The sequence below is a fragment of the Flavobacterium sp. UW10123 genome (assembly GCF_040538975.1).
Taxonomy (GTDB): Bacteria; Bacteroidota; Bacteroidia; order Flavobacteriales; family Flavobacteriaceae; genus Flavobacterium.
Map to the genome: position 1 here is coordinate 157,484 of NZ_JBEWQE010000003.1, position 21,276 is coordinate 178,759.

Sequence of the window (21,276 nt, forward strand, 5' to 3'; positions counted from 1 at the left end):
AATGTTTAATGTTTTACACTCAAAACCTTATGATTCTTTGTAAAATCTTCTTTATATGCTATTATGGATGGTACTGATGTTGGTAAGTAACATCTAAATAAACCGTTCCAATTTTTAGGGACTTTGATATTATTGATTGCATCAGCTCCCCCGTTAAAGTTTAATGTAATGGAACCATCTTTATTAAGTTTTACCAAATTGCTGTTGAGATGAAACGGATCTGTAACTACCCAACCTTTTTCATCATAAATTGTCAGCGACCAATAACCTGCTTTGGCATACTGCAAATCTGGTTTTTTAAAAGTAACAGAACTATGTTCTCCATTTTTCGAACCTTCATCACCCGGAAGTACAACAAAATAGTAAGCATGTTTGGCTGGTAAACCTGCCCAACCAGCCAAATTAATCATCTGATATTGTGGCTTAGAAATATTCTTAATATTATCAATAAAACCTTTTTCGATTACGGCTTCATGTACCGCCCTTTTAATAATTTCAGCTCTTAATTTATTAAAAGAAGCAACATCGTACTTTACTTCAGGTACAAACGGTTTAGCTGAGCCAGCTTCAACAGTAACAATATCTTGACGTTTGCGCATTTCTTCCATGCCTTTCTCATCATAACTTTTTGGCTGAGTACGCATGAACAAATAAGCGTGTGTTCCGTAACTAAGATCTTTTGCAGCAATATTAAGCGTCTGTCCCGGATAGCAAACTCCAACGGTTACAGAATTCTCATCTAAAACCTGCACAATCTGGTACAGATCATAAGGAGGTACTGTAATTTTTAATCCTCCAGAAACATCGTAAACGGCATAAGAATAAATTAAATCAAAGTTAGAACGAATAACGGTTTGATTTTTCAAATCAATTCCATTGCGCTCATGACGAAATTTATTTATTCCGTTTTCTATTTGCTCCGCAGCCATGTATTTAATAGTTTCGGCTCTGACAATATTATCCCAGGTTACAATCTCGCCGCCTTTATCAGTAAATGCTGGATTTACCGCTGAGGCTTCTCCATTTTTGTCAACTCCTGTATCTACTTTTTTCTCTACGACAGCAGTCGTTGTATCGGTTTCTATTTGGTCTTTTGATTCATCTTGTTTTGGCTCATTTTTCTTGCAGGAAGATAAACTGATGCTCAATGCAAGCGCTGTACATAATAATATTTTTTTCATAAGATTATTTTAAATTTAATTTATCTTCTCAAAATCACTTGGAATCCAGGAATTATCTATAGCTTTTTCTGTAGGTCCGTATAAACGTAATATAGCGAAGTAGCCTTTTCCCGGAATGGTTTTCAACCAGTTTGCAGTTTTCCCGTCAGGAGCTTTTGGGCCTATATATAAATCCGTTGAACCATCAGCATTTTGAACAGGTTTATCTCTTGAACCCAGAGATGGGAACGGTTGCCCGTTAGCATAACCGGAAGCATTTTCAGATTCATACAAAGTAAGTGACCAAAAATTAGCAGCCGGTACATTGGCAGGAAGTGATACTTTATATGTTGCTGAAGGATCAAGATATTTACCTTCTTTATCTCTGAAAGCAATTACATATTTGGCTCCTTTTCCCGGAGTTTGAGAAATCATTCCCGGACTAATAGAATAATAATCAGTAAAAAACCAAGTACGAAGATCAATATCTGTGAAACCACCATCTTTTCGTTTCCATCCTAAATCTGCAAAAGGACCTCCAATATTATCAGGAGTTGCTCCAGCCAAAGGATTTACCCATTGATGATTTGGATATACGATAAAAGAGCGTCCGCTTACCTCCTGTTTAAAACCAATTACTCGACTCATTTTGTAGGCAGCTTTTGCTGCTTTATCTAATATATCTTTTGTATGAGCATCTGGGTTGAAAGGTTTACCTTTAACAATACCAATTGATGCCAACATACCAAGCCAGTCAGGACTTCCAATATTTTCCGGTTCTTCAGTATCAACCAGACGTTTCAATTGTTCGAAAGCACTAAAATTCCTTGCTGGCAGCATGTCTGCAGCGACACCTGAAGCATCCGGATATTTCATTGGCAGCGCTGAAGCTTCTTTACCCAGCGGATATACTTTAGAATTTTCCATTAAGGAAACAGCTGGAGCCAAGTTTGAAGGATCCTGATAAAATGCACGAAGAAAAATAAATACATTATTTGTTCCTGAACGATAAACAAAATAACCGCTTGGTACTTTACCTTTGTAGTTTGGAGGCAATATCAAAAATTTACCTCCTTTCCCGGCATCAGGACCAAAAAAACCAAGGTCTCCAAAATATTTACCACCATCTACAGGAATTGGGCGCTGCCAAAAATCTAATAAAATTCCCTGCAACATAGGTGGTGCTTCAAAAACTATTGGTCCATCTTTACCCAGATCAACATAACTCATTGCATAAATAACATCTGAATTTGGTGTTGTTACTAGTGTATTGGCATCCAATCTTTTTTTCCAGATAGGCAAAACATTATAACCCGCACCAAAGGTTTTTTCAGAGCCTTCTTTCATACTAAGCGTATTAATTAAAGGCAAAGCCCAAAGATAAGTTTGGCAAGCTCGTTGAAATAATAATTCATCTGCCAGTGTTTTGGCTTGTTCGTCTGTTGGCCGATTTTCTTCAAAAGCCATATTGGCCAAATCATCAAATTTTGAACTTCCATCTGATGAAACTGTTTGCGTTTCTGTTGTTTTATTTTGTTTGCAGGCTACAAGTAGTGCTATGGATATTACTGCAATTACAATTTTGTTTTTCATGATTTACGTTTTAACTATTAGTTCTTTATTCTTAAACAACTCATTTTAAAGCATTCGTAATCCTTAATCAAATATTGAAAAAACTTAAGAAGTTATACTTTTGTAATAACTGGTGGCGTCCATGTACCTTTGGTAATCCCTTCTTTGCCCCAATACGCTCGGATATATAAAGAAAAAGTGCCATTAGGCGATGGAAGCCAATTACTTTCTTTATCAGCTCCAGGAGACACAGCGCTTACGTAAATGGTCAAAGACCCATCTGCATTCTTTTTAAGACCTTTATTTTTTGTTCCCAATGAATATCGGTTTATTTTGTTTTTAGAGAATAAATGATGTTCATTGTACAAAGTCAGTGACCAAAATCCTTGTACTGGAGGCTCTTCCCCTTTTGCAAAAGTTACCGTGTAATTATTCTTGCCATCTAACTGCGATTTATCTGAAGCCGAATCTGTATAGTAATATTGTGTTTCGTTTGGTCTGTTATCAAACATGTTTGATTTGGCAGTTGCTGCTCTGTTATAGTAATCATAACTTCCTGAACCTTCCCAGTCTGCACTATAATAGGAACGATTCCATCCATTTCCTGCTGCTACTCCGTTATTTTTCCAAAGAAAGAAACTGTGTATCGTATTTTCTTCTGTTTTTTGGGCTGTTTTGATCAGGACTTCTTTTATTGCAGGATCTGATTTGGCTGCTGCAATTAATTCTTTCAGCTGTACATATAATTCTTCCTCACCTTTAAGCGGAGGCAAAATTTCCAGTACTTTACCCAATTCGTTTTCATCAAAAAACTTTTCAGGAACGACCCATTTTGTTTCTTTACCATCAGAAGCTGGTCCTTTTAAAGAAGGCAAGTTTTTATATACTACGGTTTTTATTTTACCGTCGAACTCAGTAAAAGGATAAGCAACAATCTGATTGATGGCAGACTGAATGGCTTGCTTGTCTTCTTTATTGTCATTTTGAAATACTCTTGGTATAATATTAGCCAATGTCGTTGGGCATTTGACAATATCAGTAATTCCTTTTGGTGTTTCACCTTTCCAATTTGGGCCGGTTAACAAATAAAATCCTGGTTTAGTGCCGTAAGGTTTACCCAATTGTCCAAATTGATTTGTTCTATGATCGTACATGGCATATACCCAGAATCGATCTCCAAAATCTGGAACCTGAATAACTACTGGCTGTGAATCTAAATCGAAAAATCCAAGCCCATAAACAACGTCCTGATTGGGACAGGTAACAAACGTTTCGTCTGGCGTAATATAATCATTAAGCATAGCTAATTGACCTTGAGGAGATACTGGCAAAACGCCATTTAAATAGGCTGGTTTAGGTGCTTGTGTTATTGCTGTTCTTCGATTTAGCATATTTACCAATGGCCATCCCCATACGTATGCAAACTCTCCTAGTTTTTGTGCGTATTCAGGACTCATTTTCTCCCTTTTTGGAAGCACAAGAGAAAAGTCACTACCTGATTCTGTATTTTTTATTTCTAAAGTCCCTGCAACCGGTGTTGCTTCTTCTGTTTTAACTGTTTCCTCTTCGGATTTTTTTTTGCAAGAAGCTACTATTCCTATTGCTAATAAAAATAAAACGGCTATTTGTAATGATTTCTTTTTCATGATACGATTTGATTAAATTATCGTTTTATACTTACAGTTTATGTTGAAGAATAAATTTACAACTCCATGTTTTACAAACTCAAGAAAAGTGGTTGCATATTATAATCTGCAACATCAAAATATATAGTTACTCCAAATTACGTGCAAAGAAGCAATAATTAAAAAGTCAATTTTATAATTACATTCATCCTCAATCAATTTTAGTCAACAAATTTTGACAAGAATAATATTAAAATTATTCTTTAACTTTAAATCAATATTGACTATAATTTCTTTTTTAGCAATTATGAATATTGATTAAATTTTTCTTTTAATAAATATCAAAAATTCAGTCTTAATGCTTTTTAACATTTAACCCTTACGATACATACAAACCGCTTCGTTATAAAAAATTAAAATAATTATCTTACAAATTCAATTGAAAATAAGCCAATTTCTTCAAATCATTCATGAAATGATTTGTGAATTGTGAACTCAACGTCACTTATTAAAAAACGTTAAAACTTTGGTTTTAGCGTTTTTTTTGCTTTTTGATAGCTATTTAACTAGCTTCAAAAAAATAGCTGATTTGCAAATCCTGTCAAGTTAGCTATTCAGGACTCAAACCACCACATATCAAATAAATAGAGAGATCGAAATAGTGCTTTAACAATATCTTAAGAGACTCTTCAAATAAAATTAATTCTAAAAAAAACCTAAAACTTAAAAACAAATACATAAAATCATTGTCTATTAAATTTTATATCGTAATATTGCAATATAAAAATAAGACGATGGGAGCAACAAAAACAGATCACTTTACAGAAAGCCAGAATGAGCTTGCTGTTTTAGCCAAAGCACTAGGCCATCCTGCGCGTATTGCTATTATGGAATATTTATTAAAAGTAGATACCTGTATCTGCGGGGATATTGTAAACGAACTTCCCCTTTCACAGCCTACGGTTTCACAGCATTTGAAAGAATTGAAAAATGCAGGTTTGATTAAAGGAAGCATCGAAGGAAATTCTATCTGCTACTGTATCAATGAGCCTGGTCTTGAAAAGATAAAAGGCTTTTTTGAGCACATATCTGATCATTTGGCAAAAAAGAAAAACGAATGCTGTTAATCTAAGAAGTATGGAAATCAGAAAACTTTTAGTCGAAGACTGGAATCAAGTAAAATCAATCTATCAAAAAGGAATTGATACTGGCAACGCCACATTCCAAACCAGCGCCCCGTCATGGGAAGACTGGGATCAGTCTCATCTTACATCTTGCCGAATTGTGATGGAAGAAAATAACAAAGTAATTGGATGGGCTGCCCTTACCCCTGTTTCTTCCCGCTGTGTCTACGCTGGAGTTGCAGAAGTAAGCGTATATGTAGATCCTGCACATTCAGGAAAGGGAATCGGACTTATCCTTTTAAATGAACTTGTCCGTCTGAGCGAAGCAGAAGGAATCTGGACGCTTCAGGCAGGAATCTTTCCTGAGAACACGGCAAGCCTCCGCATTCATGAAAAAGCAGGATTCAGAATACTTGGAACAAGGGAAAAAATCGGAAAACAAAATGGCATCTGGAGAGATACTGCACTTCTTGAAAGAAGAAGCAGTCTTATTAATTAATAAAAAATATAGTTTAACTAAATATAAAAAATTATGAAACTTTCAGAAATTAAAGAAGTGCTTAAAACAGTTGAGGCTGTAAATTTTGAATTGCCAAACGGAACATTTGTACCGGAATATTTTCATGTAACTGAAGTAGGTCTGGTTACCAAAAACTTCATCGACTGCGGAGGAACAGTAAGAAAAGAAACGGTTGTAAATTTCCAGCTTTGGGATGCCAACGACTACGAGCACAGGCTTAAACCTCAAAAACTAATCCACATCATTGAGCTTTCAGAAAAAGTACTGGGAATTGAAGATTATGAAATTGAAGTAGAATACCAGAATACTACAATCGGTAAATATGATTTAGATTTTAATGGCAAAAACTTCACTCTACTCAATAAACAAACAGCCTGCCTTGCTCAGGAACAGTGCGGTATTCCATCTGACAAACCTAAAGTAAAATTATCTCAGCTAAATACTGACAATGCTAATTCATGCACTCCAGGTGGAGGATGTTGCTAATCATTAAACAGATAATTAATAAACCTTTACAGCCAAAAAACTATGTTATATCCGCAAATTGAGAATACCGTTAAATCATTTGATTTTAAGCAGATTTCTGAAGATCGCAAAACAGTTTTACAGCCATTAATCGACTTCATTCAGACTAAAGTGGACAGTAAGCTGGAAACTCGATTAAACCTAATCTGCACGCACAATTCTAGAAGAAGCCATCTGTCGCAGGTATGGGCGCAGACAGCGGCTGCCTTTTATGATGTAAAAAATGTTTCATGCTATTCAGGAGGAACTGAGGCTACTGCACTTTTCCCGATGGCTGCGGAGACTTTGAAGGATTCAGGATTCAACATCAAAACTCTTTCAGAGGGATCAAACCCTGTTTATTCCATAAAATATTCAGCTGATGAACCACCTGTCATCGGTTTTTCCAAAACCTATGATGATGATTTCAATCCTGAAAGCGGATTCGCCGCAATAATGACCTGCTCTCAAGCGGATGGCGGATGCCCTTTTATAGCAGGTGCGGAGAAAAGAATCCCGATCACTTTTGAAGATCCAAAAATTTCTGACGGAACGCCTCAGCAGAAGGAAACTTATCTGGAGCGCAGCCTGCAGATAGGAACTGAAATGTTTTACGTATTCTCGCAAATAAAAAAATAAAATGTCACCAAATAACTGTGCGCCAGCCGTCGGACGCAAAAAACTAGGCTTCCTTGACCGGTTCTTGACCCTGTGGATTTTCCTTGCCATGGCTATAGGAGTGGCAATAGGTTATTTTATTCCTTCAAGCGGAGATTTCATCAATTCTTTCTCCAGCGGAACGACAAATATTCCATTAGCAATAGGTCTTATCCTCATGATGTATCCGCCACTGGCAAAAGTAAAATATGAGCAGATGGGACAGGTTTTCAAAAATACCAAAGTCTTAGGTGCTTCTTTATTCCTGAACTGGATTGTAGGCCCTGTCTTGATGTTTTTATTGGCATTGCTGTTTTTGAACGGATATCCTGAATACATGATCGGGGTAATCCTGATCGGTCTGGCAAGATGTATCGCAATGGTTGTGGTATGGAACGATCTGGCAGACGGAAACCGTGAATATGCGGCAGGTCTTATTGCCCTTAACAGCATTTTTCAAGTGCTGCTTTACAGTGTATACGCTTACATTTTTATAACCATCCTCCCTCCCTATTTTGGATATGACGGCTTTGAAGTTAATATCAGCATTGCTCAGATTGCCGAGAGTGTCGGCATCTATCTAGGAATTCCTTTTGCTCTTGGAATTATAAGCCGTTATGCTTTGATAGCTTTAAAAGGTTCTGAATGGTTTGAGAATAAGTACGTGCCATTCATCTCACCTATTACTCTTATTTCATTGCTCTTTACAATCATTGTAATGTTCAGCCTGAAAGGGGAACTTATTGTTCAGATCCCTATGGACGTTGTGCGTATTGCAATACCGCTTGTGATTTACTTTACTTTGATGTTTATCATCAGTTTCTTTATCGGCAAATATTTTGGGGCAGACTACTCAAAGGCAACCTCTATAGCATTTACAGCAACAGGGAATAATTTTGAACTTGCCATTGCCGTGGCAATCGGCGTCTTTGGAATAAACAGCGGACAAGCCTTCGCAGGTGTTATAGGTCCTCTGGTAGAAGTGCCTGCTCTTATAGCCTTGGTAAATCTTGCATTTTGGTTTAGAAAAAAGTTCTATTCAAATCGCCCTGACAGTTTGTAAGTTTTTAAAAATTCATAAGAATGGAAAGCTTTAAATTATTTTTGCGGAATTTTGCTGCAGTCAGCGATCAGAAATTTGGAAATAAATACTATTCACAATCAGTTTTATATCATTCTTGGCGGATATATAAAGGCACATATAAATGATACTGACGATGCATCTTATGTATTGCAAAATACAAAATAATTAAAAGGAGGCTAATTTCCCATGATGAGGAAATGTAGCCTCCATTTATTTATTAATCCTGGCTGTCACTATAACCAACTTCATTGCCATTGCCATCTCTAGAGATAGTATAGGTTGGTTCAGCAACATATCCTCCATAAATTGATTTTACTTCCGTTTTCTCTATTTGGAAATCTTCTAATTCTTTCATGATTTTTAAATTTAATAGTTAATGTTCTTTTAATTGAATTTTTGCAATTCTAAATAAGCTTAGTTTTTTAATGGGTTACTTTACTGCTTAATCAATCCCCGGTAATTGGCCAATACCTATTTAAGAAATAATCAGATTTTTACAGTGACGTCTTACTGTAAAAATTATCTTATTTTCATAAACCAAAACTATATTAAACAAGATACATTTCCCAAATGTTACATCTGGAAATTCTGGAATTCCGACTTTTAATTCAGGAATTCTTTTTCAATAAAAACAATATATTGAAAATCAATAAGATACAATTTATCTGTTTTTATTTTTAAAAATATTTACTGATAAATAGAGGGTTCATATTCTATTAAACAGAGAATAGTATACAAAAGCCTATATATTTTATACCTGCTCAAAAATATTCTTGAATTGATAGAGGATTCTTTCTATTAAACGCAAATCTTCGGTTACAATTTCGGCGCTTCCTTTCATTTCTTGCTGAAAAACAATTTTCTTTTTATAAGAAGTTTCTAAACCATTTGGCAATGCAACATCAAGAAGTAGATTTCCGTCTTTATCTGGCACTAAAGAGATGTTTTTAATTTTACCTTTTAAAACACCAAATTCTCTGTCTGGAAAATTAGCTAGCCTGATATGTACTTTCTGACCTACTTTTATTTTCCCTGAATTTAGTGCGGGTGCTTTTACTTTTCCAACAAATCCGTTTCTAGTCTCGGGAATAATTGAGAAAACATTATCTCCGACATTAATCGTTTGATTTTCTGTCCAAACCTGAAGAAATGTTACTACACCGCTTACAGAAGATTTTAATGTATATGCAAGTTCCCAATCTTTTATTGCTTTTTTTAGTTGATAAAATGATTGTGCCATGTTGCGTCCTAAGTTAACTTCTTCTTTGGTACCGTTTATTTGAGAATTCTTTGCCGATTTGGTATTATCTATCAAAGAAGATTTCAATTGAGAAATCGAAGTCAATAAACCCTTATAATTTTTTTGCGCCTGAAGATAACTTAACTTTTTAGCTTCTATTTCCTGAGCAGAAATAATTCCTTTATTGAACAATGTTTCAAAACGAGTCATCTCATTTTTTTGAAGTTGTAATTCACTCTCGTTTATTGTTTTTTGTTGCTGCAAAATATTCAACCTTTCCTTGATTTGAATATTTTCTGAAACCTTCGCACTATTTTCTACTGCAAAAGGTTTGAGTTCTTTATTTAGTTCCTGTGTCTGATAATCCTTTTGGAAAATGGCATAAGCACTCTCAATTTCCCCCAATTGCGTATTTTTTAAGGTTGCAAACGGAAAATCTTTTTTCAAAGCATTGATATCATAAGCATCAACGATATTTTTCAATAAAAAAACGTCTTTGTAATTGGCTGTATTTTCTATAATTGCCAGTGTTGCATTCTTTGCTATTATTGCTTTGTCTCTAACTAATATTGCCTCTATTCGACCTGATGATTTTGAAACTATTTTTTCTGGCGGAATATTGGTCGTAATTACAATTTCGGTGTTGACAACGTCTGGATATTTTACAAACCAGGAAATAAAAAACAATATAAGAATTATGGCAAATATCAATACTGTGCCCCATCGAATCATCCAATGTGGTACTTTGGTAAGAATGTCCTGAACTTCTTCGCTTCTTAATTCGAATGTAATATCCTCTTGAGTCATGATTAATTTCCTAATTGTAATTGATTTCGAACCAATTCAAAATAATTTCCTTTTTGTTCCACTAGAGCAGAGTGGCTTCCTATTTCTATGATTTTTCCTTTGCTTAAAACTACAATCTGATCTGCGTTCATTACAGTACTTAATCGATGTGCGATAACAACAACGGTTTTATCTTTAAAGAAAACATCTAATTTTCGCATGATTTCTTTTTCATTATTTGCATCTAATGCAGAGGTTGCTTCGTCAAAAAACAAGATTTCAGGATTTTTATAAACTGCCCTGGCAATTAATAACCTCTGTTTCTGGCCTGTACTCATTCCTACTCCTTCAGCCCCAATTTTTGTATTATAACCAAGTGGTAATTCACTAATATATTCTTTAATATTGGCAACATCTGCAGCATAAACTAGTCGCTCTTTGTCAATTTTATCAACTCCGATAGCAATATTATTTGCAATCGTGTCGCTAAAAATAAAGCCTTCCTGCATTACAGCTCCAATATTGGAGCGCCATGCTTTTTGCGAAACATTTCTTAATGCTGTATTTCCAACAATAATTTCACCTTCGTTTGGTTCATAAAATTTAAGCAATAATTTCATTAACGTGGTTTTACCGCTTCCGCTTACACCAACTATTGCAGTAACTTTATTGGCCGGAACTACTAAGCTTAAATCGTCTAACACAGGAACATCAGATCCTAAATAACGGTAGGAAAGATTTTTTATATTTAGATCTGCGTTGTAAGGAATCTCGTTTGTCTGGTGTATTTCTTGTTGTGTTTCATCTTCTTTTTGATGAATTTCTGACAATCTTGCTAATGATATTTTAGCATCTTGTAATTCTCTTACAAATTCTATAAGTTGCGTTATTGGTCCGTTTAAACTTCCAACTATTGAGCTTATTGCCAGCATCATACCTAATGTAATCGAACCGTCTATAACTAATTTAGCCGAAAGAAAAATAATGAGTATATTTTTTAATTCGTTTATTACTGATGATCCGATGGTTTGGCTCTGTTCTAAAACCAATCCTTTTATAGAAACTCTAAAAAGTCTTGCTTGCACATATTCCCACCCCCAGCGTTTTTGTTTTTCGGCGTTATGGAGTTTAATTTCCTGCATTCCGTTTATAAGTTCCATTACCTTGCTTTGCTCATTAGAGATTTCAGCAAAACGTTTGTAATCTAAGGCTTCTCGCCTTTTTAAGAATAAGGTAATCCATCCAAAATAAAGAAGACTTCCTGCAAAAAACACAAAAAATATCTGAAGGTTATAGTATGCTAAAACAGCTCCCATAACAAACATATTTATAATCGAAAACAGAACATTAAGTGATGATGTGGTTAGAATTTTCTCTATCCTGCGATGATCATTTATTCTCTGCATAATATCGCCTGTCATTCGCACATCAAAAAATGAAATGGGCAGACTCATCAGTTTTATAAAGAAATCTGAAATAAGCGAAATGTTTATTCGGGTAGAAAGATGAAGTAATATCCAACTGCGAATGAGTTCTAAACCAGTTTTTCCTGCAAAAAGAAATAATTGTGCAAAAAGAATTAAATATACAAAATGTATGTTTTGATTTTGAATTCCAACATCTACAATACTTTGGGTTAAAAATGGAAAAATAAGCTGTAACAAACTACTGGCCAATAATCCTATGCTTAATTGTATCAAAAATGATTTGTATCTTAAGACGTAACCAGCTAAAAGTCCAAATCCCAAGCCTTTGTCGTCTTCTTTATCAAAATCAGTCTGAAAGAATTTTGGAGTAGCTTCAATTAATAATGCAATGCCTTCCTTTGTTGATTCGTTAGCATTATTTCCAATCCAAAATTTAATAAAATCCTCTTTATTGTATTCTATCAATCCAAAAGCGGGATCGGATATATAGTAGGTATTTTTTTTAATTTTATAAATCACTACATAATGTACGTTATTCCAATGTAAAATACATGGTAATGGTGCTTCTTCTAATCTATCTACACTTAATTTAACACCTAATGTCCTAAAACCTATTTTCTCGGCTGCATCGCTCAAAAAAAACAAATTACTTCCTTCGCGAGTTGTCTCGCTACGATCTCTCAACTGTTGTATATGGATTGTTTTTCCATAATGTTTTGCTATTATTTTTAAACATGTTGGTCCACAATCTTTGTAATCGGCTTGTTTGTAATGGGTGAATTTTCTAATCATTTAACAACAATAGAATCATTTAATTTAGTTTTATTATTCTCCGTTTCAAGTTAAACTCTTAATAATCAAAAAAGATAAAGAACATCTTTTGTTATTTTAGGGCTCTTGAATCAAGTTATAAGCTGAATATCTGGTTCTTTGAGGTTTTCATATTCATTCCAAATGTTCTTATAGGGATCATAACTACATTTTGTCAAATGAGTATAAAAAAAGTCTTCAGATGCAAGTTTAACAGGGACTCTCCCGTCAGTGCAGATGTATCTAAACTCACAATCTTTGCATACGGCAATCCTGTCTTTTGAAATTTTCCAAAATTCGGAAATAGATTCGTTCTCTAAAATAATAGCATCCATTTTTTTATCTCCAATATTGCCAAACATCTTATCATCTAGAATGTGCCTTTTTACATTACCATACTGATCAATATAAATTGTTCTATTAAAATTCAGATTATAGTGTAATGCTTCTAGATAGCTATTTATATTGATAAAAAAATCATCAATTTTTTGAACTCCTTTATAAAAAATCTTATCAAGTGGTAAAATATCATAGAAATAGAAAGATTCCTGAGAATAAACTGCACCATAATTCTTACTACAATTATAAAAAACAACCTGCATTAACCTTGCGTGTTCAGCTCTTAAAATATTTAATTTTTCTTCTATGTTGTTTTCATATTCCATAAACAATACAATTGATTGTATTTTGGAATTTTCCAGCCATTTTAGGATCTTATCAATATTGTCTAGTGCATTTTTTTTAAAAATAAGTTTTAAAGACCGTATACCTAAATAATCTAATTCATTTTGAAAAAAAGACTGATTGTATATTTTAATATCTTCTATTTCCATACTAATTATATCAACTAAAAGAGGTCTTTTGTAAACAGTTTCTAATGGACTGAAACCATCTAGATTCTCTGATAGTATAAATAATTCACTGTCATAAAAAAAGCGAATGTATTTTTTTAAAATCGTTTTATTCGCTTTAAAATCATAAAAAAGATTATAAATGCTTTTACCACTATACTCACTAACATAGTCAATAATCTGATTTGGCAAAGTAAAAACTAATCTTCTCTGCAAATCGATTACAGAACCTCTCTTGATTCCTTTTACTGGAATACAACATTGAAATAATTGAAATTTCTTATTTATCATTTTTAGAATAGGATGCCAGGTATAATGGTTTATTAACAGAAAAACATACCAATTTGTTTGTTTGAAAAAAAGAGGAACTTACATAGTTAGTTTTCACAGCTAGTTTACTATACTTAAAGCCCTCAGCGCAATCTGCGATAATAGGCAAATTAATTTTTTTATCAATTTTTATTAAATTTTTAATTTTCATAAATAGCGGTTTTTAAGAATTGAGCGACTTTTTCATGTAAATTATAATTGCAGGGATCACTCGTCATTCCAAATTGCCCGCAGGGATTCACTTCTAAAAAATAATATTCTGAATCTGCTGATGATTTTAAGATATCTAATGATCCTGTATTCAAATTAATTGAATCCATAAACTTTTTTATATTTGATTCAAGTGCATCAGGCAATTTATAGGGTACATAACGATTTGGCTTTTCAAGATCATAATTTCTGAAATCTAACTTCGTCTTTTCATTTTGTTGAGAAAAAATAGCCATTGAATAGCAACAACCTCCTAAATAAAAAGTTCTGATTTCTATTTCTTTTTCAATGTATGCTTGAAAAAAAGAAGGGCTGAATTGATCCTCAAAATGATCAATACTTTCTATTTTATGCGTTTGAAACTTAAAACAGTCGTCTTCATGTTTAATGTAGTTTCCATCTCCAATAGATTTTGTGATTAATGACTTATTATTTTTTATAAAAAAATCTTTTAAATCACTTTTCTTACTGCAAATTAGCGTATCAGGGAATTTGATATTAGCCATTTTTGCCTTATCCAACATTTCAATTTTGGAAACATTTAGCTTTTTATCAAATAACCATGTTTTATCAGCCAACTTATCAATCAGATAAGTGCTAAGACTTTTGAATTCCTTTGAAATGTAATTCATTAAATCACTGTTTTTCCCTAACTGATCTTCCAGATCAGACAAAAAACCAAATTTTCTGAACCAGACGACCTTTATTTGATTAAGATTAATTTCTATCTGATTTTTTAATATTACATCACCATTGTAGTATTTTATGCTAGTTTCACCACTCATTAACTCCTCATCATTTAGTCTAAAAAAAGGTGTTTTATAATGATGGAGCCATTCTATTACTAAATGAGTATCATAATCGTTGGGTCTGCTTAAAATTAATATCATAATTAATAAAAAAAGAGTGTCATAGTAAAAACTATTTATATTTGGGAAAAGATTCTGAAACCGATTTTCTTAGCTAGGCATTATTTAACCTTAAAACCATCAAACTTAAATACATGATTATCAATAGATTTTACTTCAATATAATATTTTCCTACTGGCAAACTAAATTCAACTCTACTTCCTTTTGGTTTTATCAGTAATGCAGCTATTGGCACTAATAAAGACGCACTTTTAGTTTTTTCATACTCCTCTCCACTATAAACCTCTAATAGCAGTTCTTCTTTCTTATAATTAAGAAACTCGCTGTTTCTCAAAAAAACAGTTTTAAAAGTTTTATCTGGATAAACATTAGTCAATTTAGCTTCCTGATTATTTATTAGAAAATAATCTGCACTAGAATGCATTAGAGTATCCTTCTCAAATACAGATCTTGGAATTAAAACAAGACTCTCCTTTGTTTTATCTACTATTTTTTCTTGGTTAATTGTAATAGGATTTATTTTAGAAAATTCTTTAAAATAGCTTGCCATAAGGCGTCTTTTCCCACCTTCTTCAATATGACCATGACCTGCATAGACAAATATTTTTGCTTTTGGATCCTTTTCTAATATCTTCAATATATTGCGCGCCTGACCAATTTCTCTATCTATATTATTGTCATAGCTTTCATGGCCTACAATATTGAATCCCATCTTATTAGCCTTTCTTATAAAATGTCCAAAATAAGGTTCCTTTGTATAAAGGCCATTTTTAGAATTCGGAACTACAATTTCATTAGGAGTTTCTGTAAAGGCTTCTATTGAGATATAAGTAAATCCATTTTGCTTCAAGACATCTAAAAGCTGCATTGCAAATAATCTATGTTTTGGATAAAAATGATCTTCATTAAGCATTATGACCTGATTGTTTTTTGCCAATTCAGAAATGTATGCAAAAACAGAATCGTCCTTTTTAACCCCTTCTAATGATAGTCCATTTTGTAACGTTTTCTCAAAATGATCTTTTTTGCTCTCATGATCACGAATCAATTCTTTATATTCGCTATTGTTCGACATAAATGAATTAAAAGTCATGATAAAGACATCTTTCCACATATTTTTTTTAGGGTCTTTAATTGGGGCCTTTTTTAACTTATCTCTTCCTTGAAGAAAATTTCTATTTCCATTTACATAATAATTAAAGATATGTAAAGTCGTGATATTCTTTAAATTGCTGGAATCCAGATAAACTTTTTTTAGGTTTTCGCTATTCATTATAGATACGCTGTCTCTGCTAATAAAAGATTTTGTAACACAGATTATTTTTTTTGTTCCCTTCTGCTTTTCGCCTATAGAAATTCCCTTCTCTTTATCTTCTCGTATTATTCTTTCATGCAATAAAGTGTCTGAAGGAAATTGTACTTTTTCAAAAAAATAGTAAGACTTAACTTCATTCGTTTTGGAGGCAACTATTAAATTATCAAGGCATACATCTCTAATGCCAGTCAATTCACTTTTAAGTTTACTTATTCTGATCTTAGTCAGATCTTCATAAATAGTGTTTTTAGAAAAATCAATGGAAATATCAATAGAATCGTTATAGAATATATCTCCTTTATTTTTTACTCCTTGAAAATAGTTATGATTAATTACTTCTTGTTTTATGCTTCTACATCCGGAGAAAAGTAGCACACAATTAATAAAAAAAAGAAATTTAGTCCAATTAGTAATTCCATTTACCTTGATAAGGGTCATAGTTACATTTTGTTTTAAATTTATATTCAAATTCTTGTGGGCTCTCTTTATAAGGAATTCTGTTATCTGGACAGATATAACGAAATTCACAATTTTTGCAGACTTGGGTCTGATCTTTACCAATGCTCCAAAATAACTTAAAATCAACGTGTTCTATTATTTCCGTAATTTCCTGTTTTTGAATATTACCATAAATTTTCAAATCTTCTCCATGCAATTTAATGTTTCCTGAAGAATCAATATATAAAGTTCTATTAAACATTAAATTATGTTTTAACGCCTCATGATACAAATTAACATCAAGGACAAAACTGTTCTGATCTTGAATGGTATTTCTATATAATATTTCTTGAACTGTAGCTGCTTTGTCAAAACTAAATTTTTCATTCAAAACATCTTGGTTAATTTGCTGTGTAACATTATAAAACACCACGTTTAAAATTCTTGGATTATCCAATATAAGAGGCTCTATCTTAAGCATATTATCACTACTGTACTCAATATAAAGGACAACTGCTTTTACTTTGGAAGTTTCTAAACTACCTATTACATTAGCCAAACACTCAATATCAGTGTTTTTAATAATAATTTTTATGGCATCTAAGCCCAGCTGATTTACTTTAATTTTAAAAAAATCATCTAAATAATGGGTCCAATTTTCAATTTCAATGCTGAGACTCTCAAGGACTGTAGGGCTTAAAAAATCCTCACTCAAAGCAGGATACTCACTTATGTTATCCGATAAGATTACCAGTTCATTATCAATAAAATATCTTATGTAGGACTTCAGTATGTCCTTACTGGCGTTGAAATCAGCAAACAAATCATAAATGTTCTTCTGTGAGTATTCTTCTAGTATATCCAGTATTTGATTGGGAACTTTGTGAATAATTTTTCTTTGGAGATCAACAATAATTCCTTTTTTTATTCCCTTAACTGGTTTACAGCATTGAAATAAATTAAACTGCTTATTTCTCATTTTTATACAATGGTTTTGGCGATATTTTACAGCTCATTTTAGAGGTTTGATAAAATTCCGATTCGACTTGATAGTTTCTTAAAACTGTCCCTTTTTCTTCTGATTCGCAATACACCCCTTCAACACATTCTATTATAATAGCTAAAGGCACTTCTTCTTCGGTCTGTATTATATTTCTTATTTTAATCATACCTCATTTTAATTAAAAATTCTGCCACTTTTTTGTGTAGGTTATAATTACAAGGTTTACTTGTCATACCAAACTGCCCAAAAGGATTAACTTCCAAGAAATAATATTGTCCATCAGCTTTAGCTTTAATTATGTCTAAGGAACCTGTATTTAAACCAATCGACTCCATAAAACAAACTATTTTATCCTCTATAATTTCAGGTAACTTATAAGGCACAAAGCGATTTGGATGTTTATTGTCATAATTTCTAAAATCCAATTTAGTATTTTCATTATTTTGAGAAAAAATCGCCATTGAATAACATTTCTTATCCAAATAAAAAACCCTGATTTCAATTTCTTTATCTATATATTGCTGAAATAGAGATGGAGAAAAATTACAAGGCAGCATTTCAACATTTTTTATCATGTGTGTAGCAAGGGTAAACTCACTATTCTTATACTTTAAATGCTTAGCCTCACCAATAGATTTTGTAATAATGAAACTATTATTCTGACTGTAAAACTCTATTAAACGTGATTTCTCAGTAGTTATTAAACTTTTAGGAACCTTAAGTCCTATTTGAGAGGCCTTATTTAAAATGTCAATTTTTGAAAAAACAGAAGGCTTTTCACATAATGTTTTTTTTCCTTCCAATAATTTCATAATCAGATTGTAGATATTTTTAAACTCTGTGTATATATAATCCAGAAGATCATTATTTACACCTATTTTTTTTTCGTAATCAATTAAAAAACCAAATTTCCTATACCATACAACAGTAATATCATTAAGAAATATTTTTTGATTAAAATGTTCAAAATAAGTTTGTGACAGATCTTCGGGATTATGATAAAAGCGTGCTCTACCTTGCATCAAATCTTCATCATTTAATCTAAAAAATGGCATTTTATTATATACTAACCAGTCAATAACCCCATTTGTGTCATAGTCCGTCGGAGTACTTAATATCAGAATCATAATATAAAGAGTTTAAAAAAGTCCAGTATTTGATAAATACTGGACTTTAAGTTTTAAGTGAGTTTAGTTATCTGTTCTAACTTCACAAACTTCAGTTCCTTGATAAATGATAGTTGGACCTGGTTCAACATATCCGCCATAAACAGTCTTAATTTCTACTTTCTCACACTCGAAGTCTTGTAATTTTTTCATGATTTTACATTTAATGGTTAATAATTCTAATGAATTTTAAAAATTCCTGCTACTTAGTTTTTGAATGGGTTACTGAAAGCTAAAATCAATCCCGAGAAATTGGCCAATTTTAATTAGGAAAAATCAAATTTTCTACAGCGACGTCTAAATGCAAAATCTTTTCGTTTTCCTGAGGTCAAATTTAGACGAACACCTTAGAGCTCACAAATGTTGTCTATCGTGATTCAGGAATTTCGACCCGCAATTCAGGAATCTCTTTTAAACTCACACATAAGGCAATGATATCCAAACAAATAAAAAGGGAATGTAAATTATACAATTTTAACTGCTAAAGTTCCGTTAATTTAACCCAATCAATTAATTTTAGCGCAAATCTAAATATATGAGTCCCCGCAAAAATCTTTTTTTACTGTTCTTACTGTTCTTACAATCATTTTCATTTGCACAACCTGCAGAAAAGAAATTGTTGAAGCTTTCTTATGAGGAGTTGCATAATCTTTACTTTGATAATTCAAAAGATCCCGAATTGCAACTAAAATATGCCAATGCCTATTTGGAAAAAGCTAACAAAGAGAACATATCCATTAGAAAAGCAAAAGCAAATTATCATTTGGCACTTATATACTATAAAACAAATGTCAATAAAGCTATTATGTATTTAGATAGTGTAATAAAATATTCTCAGCATACTAAAGATCCTTTTTTTCCTGCTGCGGCATACTGCGAAAAAGCAGATTTTCTTAAAAAAAAATATAAGTTTAAGGAGGCTATGAAAAACTATAATCTTGCCGAAAAAGTAGCATTTGAGACTAACATAGACTATTATTACGTTGTACGAGAATATATAGGAATAACTAAGTCTGAGGATTTAGGAGACTATAATGAAGCTTTGACTATTTTCAAAGAATGCTTAAAATATTATAACAATAAAGATGTAAAAAGCTCTAAATATTCAAAAAACTATCAAAGCATACTTTTTGGACTTGCTGACTGTTATAAATCATTAAAAAACACAGATTCTACTTCATTTTATAATAAATTAGGTTATAAAGAATCTCAAACAACAAAAAATGAGGAGTATAAATATCTTTTTGTTTTAAATGAAGGAGCAAACTGCATTTTAAAAAGGAACTATAAAGCAGCATTAGACAGTATTAAACTGGCGATACCAAAAATGATTGATTATAATAATACAGGAAATGTTTTAGCCGCTTATTATTATCAAGGAAAGGCCTATGAAGGTCTGGCTCAAAAATCAGAAGCAGTAAAGAGTTTTATTAAAGTAGATTCTATGTATAGAAAAACTAATGAAATAACTAATGAGTTTACTGATGGATATCCTTATCTAATTTCTTATTATAAAGCCTTGGGCGATAAAGAAAACCAATTAAAGTATATTACCACTTATATGCTTATTGACAGTACTTTGCAAAAAAACTACAAGGAATTAAATAAAATCGTAATTAAGGATTACGACACTCCACATTTAATATCTGAAAAGGAAAGTCTAATAAAATCTATGGGCAATCAACAGACAATATTTATATGGGGACTTTGTATAACACTCTTAACGGCTCTAATTATTGCTGTCTTAGGAATTTATCAATACAAACTCCAAAAGAAATATCGCCTTCGATTCGAGGCAATAATAAGTGAATCAACAGAAAAAAATGAAAATAAAATTCTTAGTGAAACGTCAAAAGAAACAGTAACTGAAATAGACAAAACTATAGAAATTGGTATAGCTGCAGAGTTGGTACATCAAATATTGGAAAAACTAAATCGATTTGAAAAAGAGAAAAAATATCTTGAATCAAACCTAACCATTCAGATGCTATCCAATACTTTTGAGACCAATAGTAAATATGTATCTAAAATAGTAAATCTCTACAAAGGAAAAACATTTATTCAATACATAAATGATTTAAGAATAGATTATGCAATTTCTCAATTGAAAAAAAATAGCAAATTAAGGAAATACACCATTCATGCCCTAGCTTTGGAATTTGGCTTTAATAATGCTGAATCATTTTCTACCGTTTTTAATAAAAAAACAGGCATCAAACCTTCTTATTTCATCAAAGAGCTCGACGCTGAAACACAATCTTAAAGAACTCACATACAACCTATTTTGTAGCAAAAAACTCGAAATTCCTGAATTCCGTTATGTTAAATTTCTTTTTTTATCCATTTTAGTTAGATGCCCTTTTATATTTGCAATCCTATTAAAAAATAATTAAAAAAATGAAAACAAAACACAAAGAAAAAGAAACTAAAAAATTTGATTTAGAAAAATTTGAAGTAGCCAAACTTAAAAATTTAATGGTTATCAGGGGAGGTTCTGTAGATGATGATCCAGTAGACACAAATAATACAAAGGGCGGATCATCTCGCGATTGTGCTGCTGGATGATTCAAAAAAAAGCAAATAA

At 32.2% G+C, this 21,276-nt stretch carries 21 protein-coding genes; 7 read left to right on the plus strand and 14 right to left on the minus strand.

From position 1 onward, the window contains the following. Positions 1 to 5: 5 nt before the first annotated feature. The 3 genes from ABXT06_RS05055 to ABXT06_RS05065 all read right to left on the minus strand — a co-directional run bounded on the left by ABXT06_RS05055 (position 6) and on the right by ABXT06_RS05065 (position 4,378). Positions 6 to 1,181, minus strand: coding sequence for a DUF1254 domain-containing protein (locus ABXT06_RS05055; protein ID WP_354589758.1), 1,176 nt, complete (start codon positions 1,179 to 1,181; stop codon positions 6 to 8). Positions 1,182 to 1,196: 15 nt separating this feature from the next. Next, a complete protein-coding gene (locus ABXT06_RS05060) occupies positions 1,197 to 2,753 on the minus strand; it encodes a DUF1254 domain-containing protein (RefSeq protein ID WP_354589759.1) in 1,557 nt (518 codons plus the stop codon). Positions 2,754 to 2,845: 92 nt separating this feature from the next. Continuing rightward, positions 2,846 to 4,378, minus strand: a complete 1,533-nt coding sequence (locus ABXT06_RS05065) for a DUF1254 domain-containing protein (protein WP_354589760.1) — start codon at positions 4,376 to 4,378, stop codon at positions 2,846 to 2,848. Positions 4,379 to 5,151: 773 nt separating this feature from the next. Between ABXT06_RS05065 and ABXT06_RS05070 the strand changes: the two genes are divergently transcribed. The 5 genes from ABXT06_RS05070 to arsB are packed head-to-tail and all read left to right on the plus strand — an operon-like array spanning position 5,152 to position 8,225. Continuing rightward, positions 5,152 to 5,484, plus strand: coding sequence for an ArsR/SmtB family transcription factor (locus ABXT06_RS05070; protein ID WP_354589761.1), 333 nt, complete (start codon positions 5,152 to 5,154; stop codon positions 5,482 to 5,484). 10 nt (positions 5,485 to 5,494) lie between these two features. Beyond that, the gene (locus ABXT06_RS05075; protein ID WP_354589762.1) at positions 5,495 to 5,980 is read left to right on the plus strand and encodes a GNAT family N-acetyltransferase; all 486 of its coding nucleotides are present in this window, start codon (positions 5,495 to 5,497) and stop codon (positions 5,978 to 5,980) included. A gap of 33 nt (positions 5,981 to 6,013) precedes the next feature. Then, positions 6,014 to 6,487: a DUF6428 family protein gene (locus ABXT06_RS05080; RefSeq protein WP_354589763.1), complete on the plus strand. Its 474-nt coding sequence runs from the start codon at positions 6,014 to 6,016 to the stop codon at positions 6,485 to 6,487. A gap of 42 nt (positions 6,488 to 6,529) precedes the next feature. Further along, positions 6,530 to 7,144 (plus strand): arsenate-mycothiol transferase ArsC, encoded by a 615-nt coding sequence (locus tag ABXT06_RS05085; RefSeq protein ID WP_354589764.1) that lies wholly within the window; start codon positions 6,530 to 6,532, stop codon positions 7,142 to 7,144. A gap of 1 nt (position 7,145) precedes the next feature. Beyond that, positions 7,146 to 8,225, plus strand: a complete 1,080-nt coding sequence (gene arsB / locus ABXT06_RS05090; protein ID WP_354589765.1) for an ACR3 family arsenite efflux transporter — start codon at positions 7,146 to 7,148, stop codon at positions 8,223 to 8,225. Between the two features lie 238 nt (positions 8,226 to 8,463). Here the strand turns inward: arsB and ABXT06_RS05095 are convergent, their stop codons facing one another. The 11 genes from ABXT06_RS05095 to ABXT06_RS05145 all read right to left on the minus strand — a co-directional run bounded on the left by ABXT06_RS05095 (position 8,464) and on the right by ABXT06_RS05145 (position 18,845). Further along, positions 8,464 to 8,601 (minus strand): hypothetical protein, encoded by a 138-nt coding sequence (locus ABXT06_RS05095; RefSeq protein WP_354589766.1) that lies wholly within the window; start codon positions 8,599 to 8,601, stop codon positions 8,464 to 8,466. Positions 8,602 to 8,997: 396 nt separating this feature from the next. Further along, positions 8,998 to 10,293, minus strand: coding sequence for an HlyD family secretion protein (locus ABXT06_RS05100; protein ID WP_354589767.1), 1,296 nt, complete (start codon positions 10,291 to 10,293; stop codon positions 8,998 to 9,000). A 2-nt stretch (positions 10,294 to 10,295) separates the two neighbouring features. Beyond that, positions 10,296 to 12,488: a peptidase domain-containing ABC transporter gene (locus tag ABXT06_RS05105; protein ID WP_354589891.1), complete on the minus strand. Its 2,193-nt coding sequence runs from the start codon at positions 12,486 to 12,488 to the stop codon at positions 10,296 to 10,298. A 113-nt stretch (positions 12,489 to 12,601) separates the two neighbouring features. Next, complete coding sequence (gene gwsS, locus ABXT06_RS05110) at positions 12,602 to 13,651, minus strand: grasp-with-spasm system SPASM domain peptide maturase (RefSeq protein ID WP_354589768.1); 1,050 nt, start codon at positions 13,649 to 13,651, stop codon at positions 12,602 to 12,604. Continuing rightward, positions 13,641 to 13,841, minus strand: coding sequence for a hypothetical protein (locus ABXT06_RS05115; RefSeq protein WP_354589769.1), 201 nt, complete (start codon positions 13,839 to 13,841; stop codon positions 13,641 to 13,643). Before ABXT06_RS05115 ends, gwsS (ABXT06_RS05110) begins: the two co-directional genes overlap by 11 nt. Next, positions 13,831 to 14,790 (minus strand): grasp-with-spasm system ATP-grasp peptide maturase, encoded by a 960-nt coding sequence (gene gwsG / locus ABXT06_RS05120; protein WP_354589770.1) that lies wholly within the window; start codon positions 14,788 to 14,790, stop codon positions 13,831 to 13,833. The genes ABXT06_RS05115 and gwsG (ABXT06_RS05120) overlap by 11 nt, the downstream gene beginning before the upstream one ends. A gap of 80 nt (positions 14,791 to 14,870) precedes the next feature. Further along, on the minus strand, positions 14,871 to 16,523 hold the full coding sequence (locus ABXT06_RS05125) for a hypothetical protein (protein WP_354589771.1): 1,653 nt from the start codon (positions 16,521 to 16,523) through the stop codon (positions 14,871 to 14,873). Next, the gene (gene gwsS / locus ABXT06_RS05130; RefSeq protein ID WP_354589772.1) at positions 16,492 to 17,502 is read right to left on the minus strand and encodes a grasp-with-spasm system SPASM domain peptide maturase; all 1,011 of its coding nucleotides are present in this window, start codon (positions 17,500 to 17,502) and stop codon (positions 16,492 to 16,494) included. The genes ABXT06_RS05125 and gwsS (ABXT06_RS05130) overlap by 32 nt, the downstream gene beginning before the upstream one ends. Continuing rightward, the gene (locus tag ABXT06_RS05135) at positions 17,492 to 17,692 is read right to left on the minus strand and encodes a hypothetical protein (RefSeq protein WP_354589773.1); all 201 of its coding nucleotides are present in this window, start codon (positions 17,690 to 17,692) and stop codon (positions 17,492 to 17,494) included. Before ABXT06_RS05135 ends, gwsS (ABXT06_RS05130) begins: the two co-directional genes overlap by 11 nt. Beyond that, on the minus strand, positions 17,685 to 18,653 hold the full coding sequence (gene gwsG, locus ABXT06_RS05140) for a grasp-with-spasm system ATP-grasp peptide maturase (protein WP_354589774.1): 969 nt from the start codon (positions 18,651 to 18,653) through the stop codon (positions 17,685 to 17,687). The genes ABXT06_RS05135 and gwsG (ABXT06_RS05140) overlap by 8 nt, the downstream gene beginning before the upstream one ends. A 63-nt stretch (positions 18,654 to 18,716) precedes the next feature. After that, positions 18,717 to 18,845, minus strand: a complete 129-nt coding sequence (locus ABXT06_RS05145; RefSeq protein ID WP_354589775.1) for a hypothetical protein — start codon at positions 18,843 to 18,845, stop codon at positions 18,717 to 18,719. Positions 18,846 to 19,227: 382 nt separating this feature from the next. On the opposite strand from ABXT06_RS05145, the gene ABXT06_RS05150 reads away from it, so the two are divergent. Together ABXT06_RS05150 and ABXT06_RS05155 are read left to right on the plus strand one after the other, a co-directional pair. Next, on the plus strand, positions 19,228 to 20,955 hold the full coding sequence (locus ABXT06_RS05150; protein ID WP_354589776.1) for a helix-turn-helix domain-containing protein: 1,728 nt from the start codon (positions 19,228 to 19,230) through the stop codon (positions 20,953 to 20,955). Between the two features lie 134 nt (positions 20,956 to 21,089). Then, positions 21,090 to 21,257 (plus strand): hypothetical protein, encoded by a 168-nt coding sequence (locus ABXT06_RS05155; protein WP_354589777.1) that lies wholly within the window; start codon positions 21,090 to 21,092, stop codon positions 21,255 to 21,257. Positions 21,258 to 21,276: the final 19 nt, after the last annotated feature.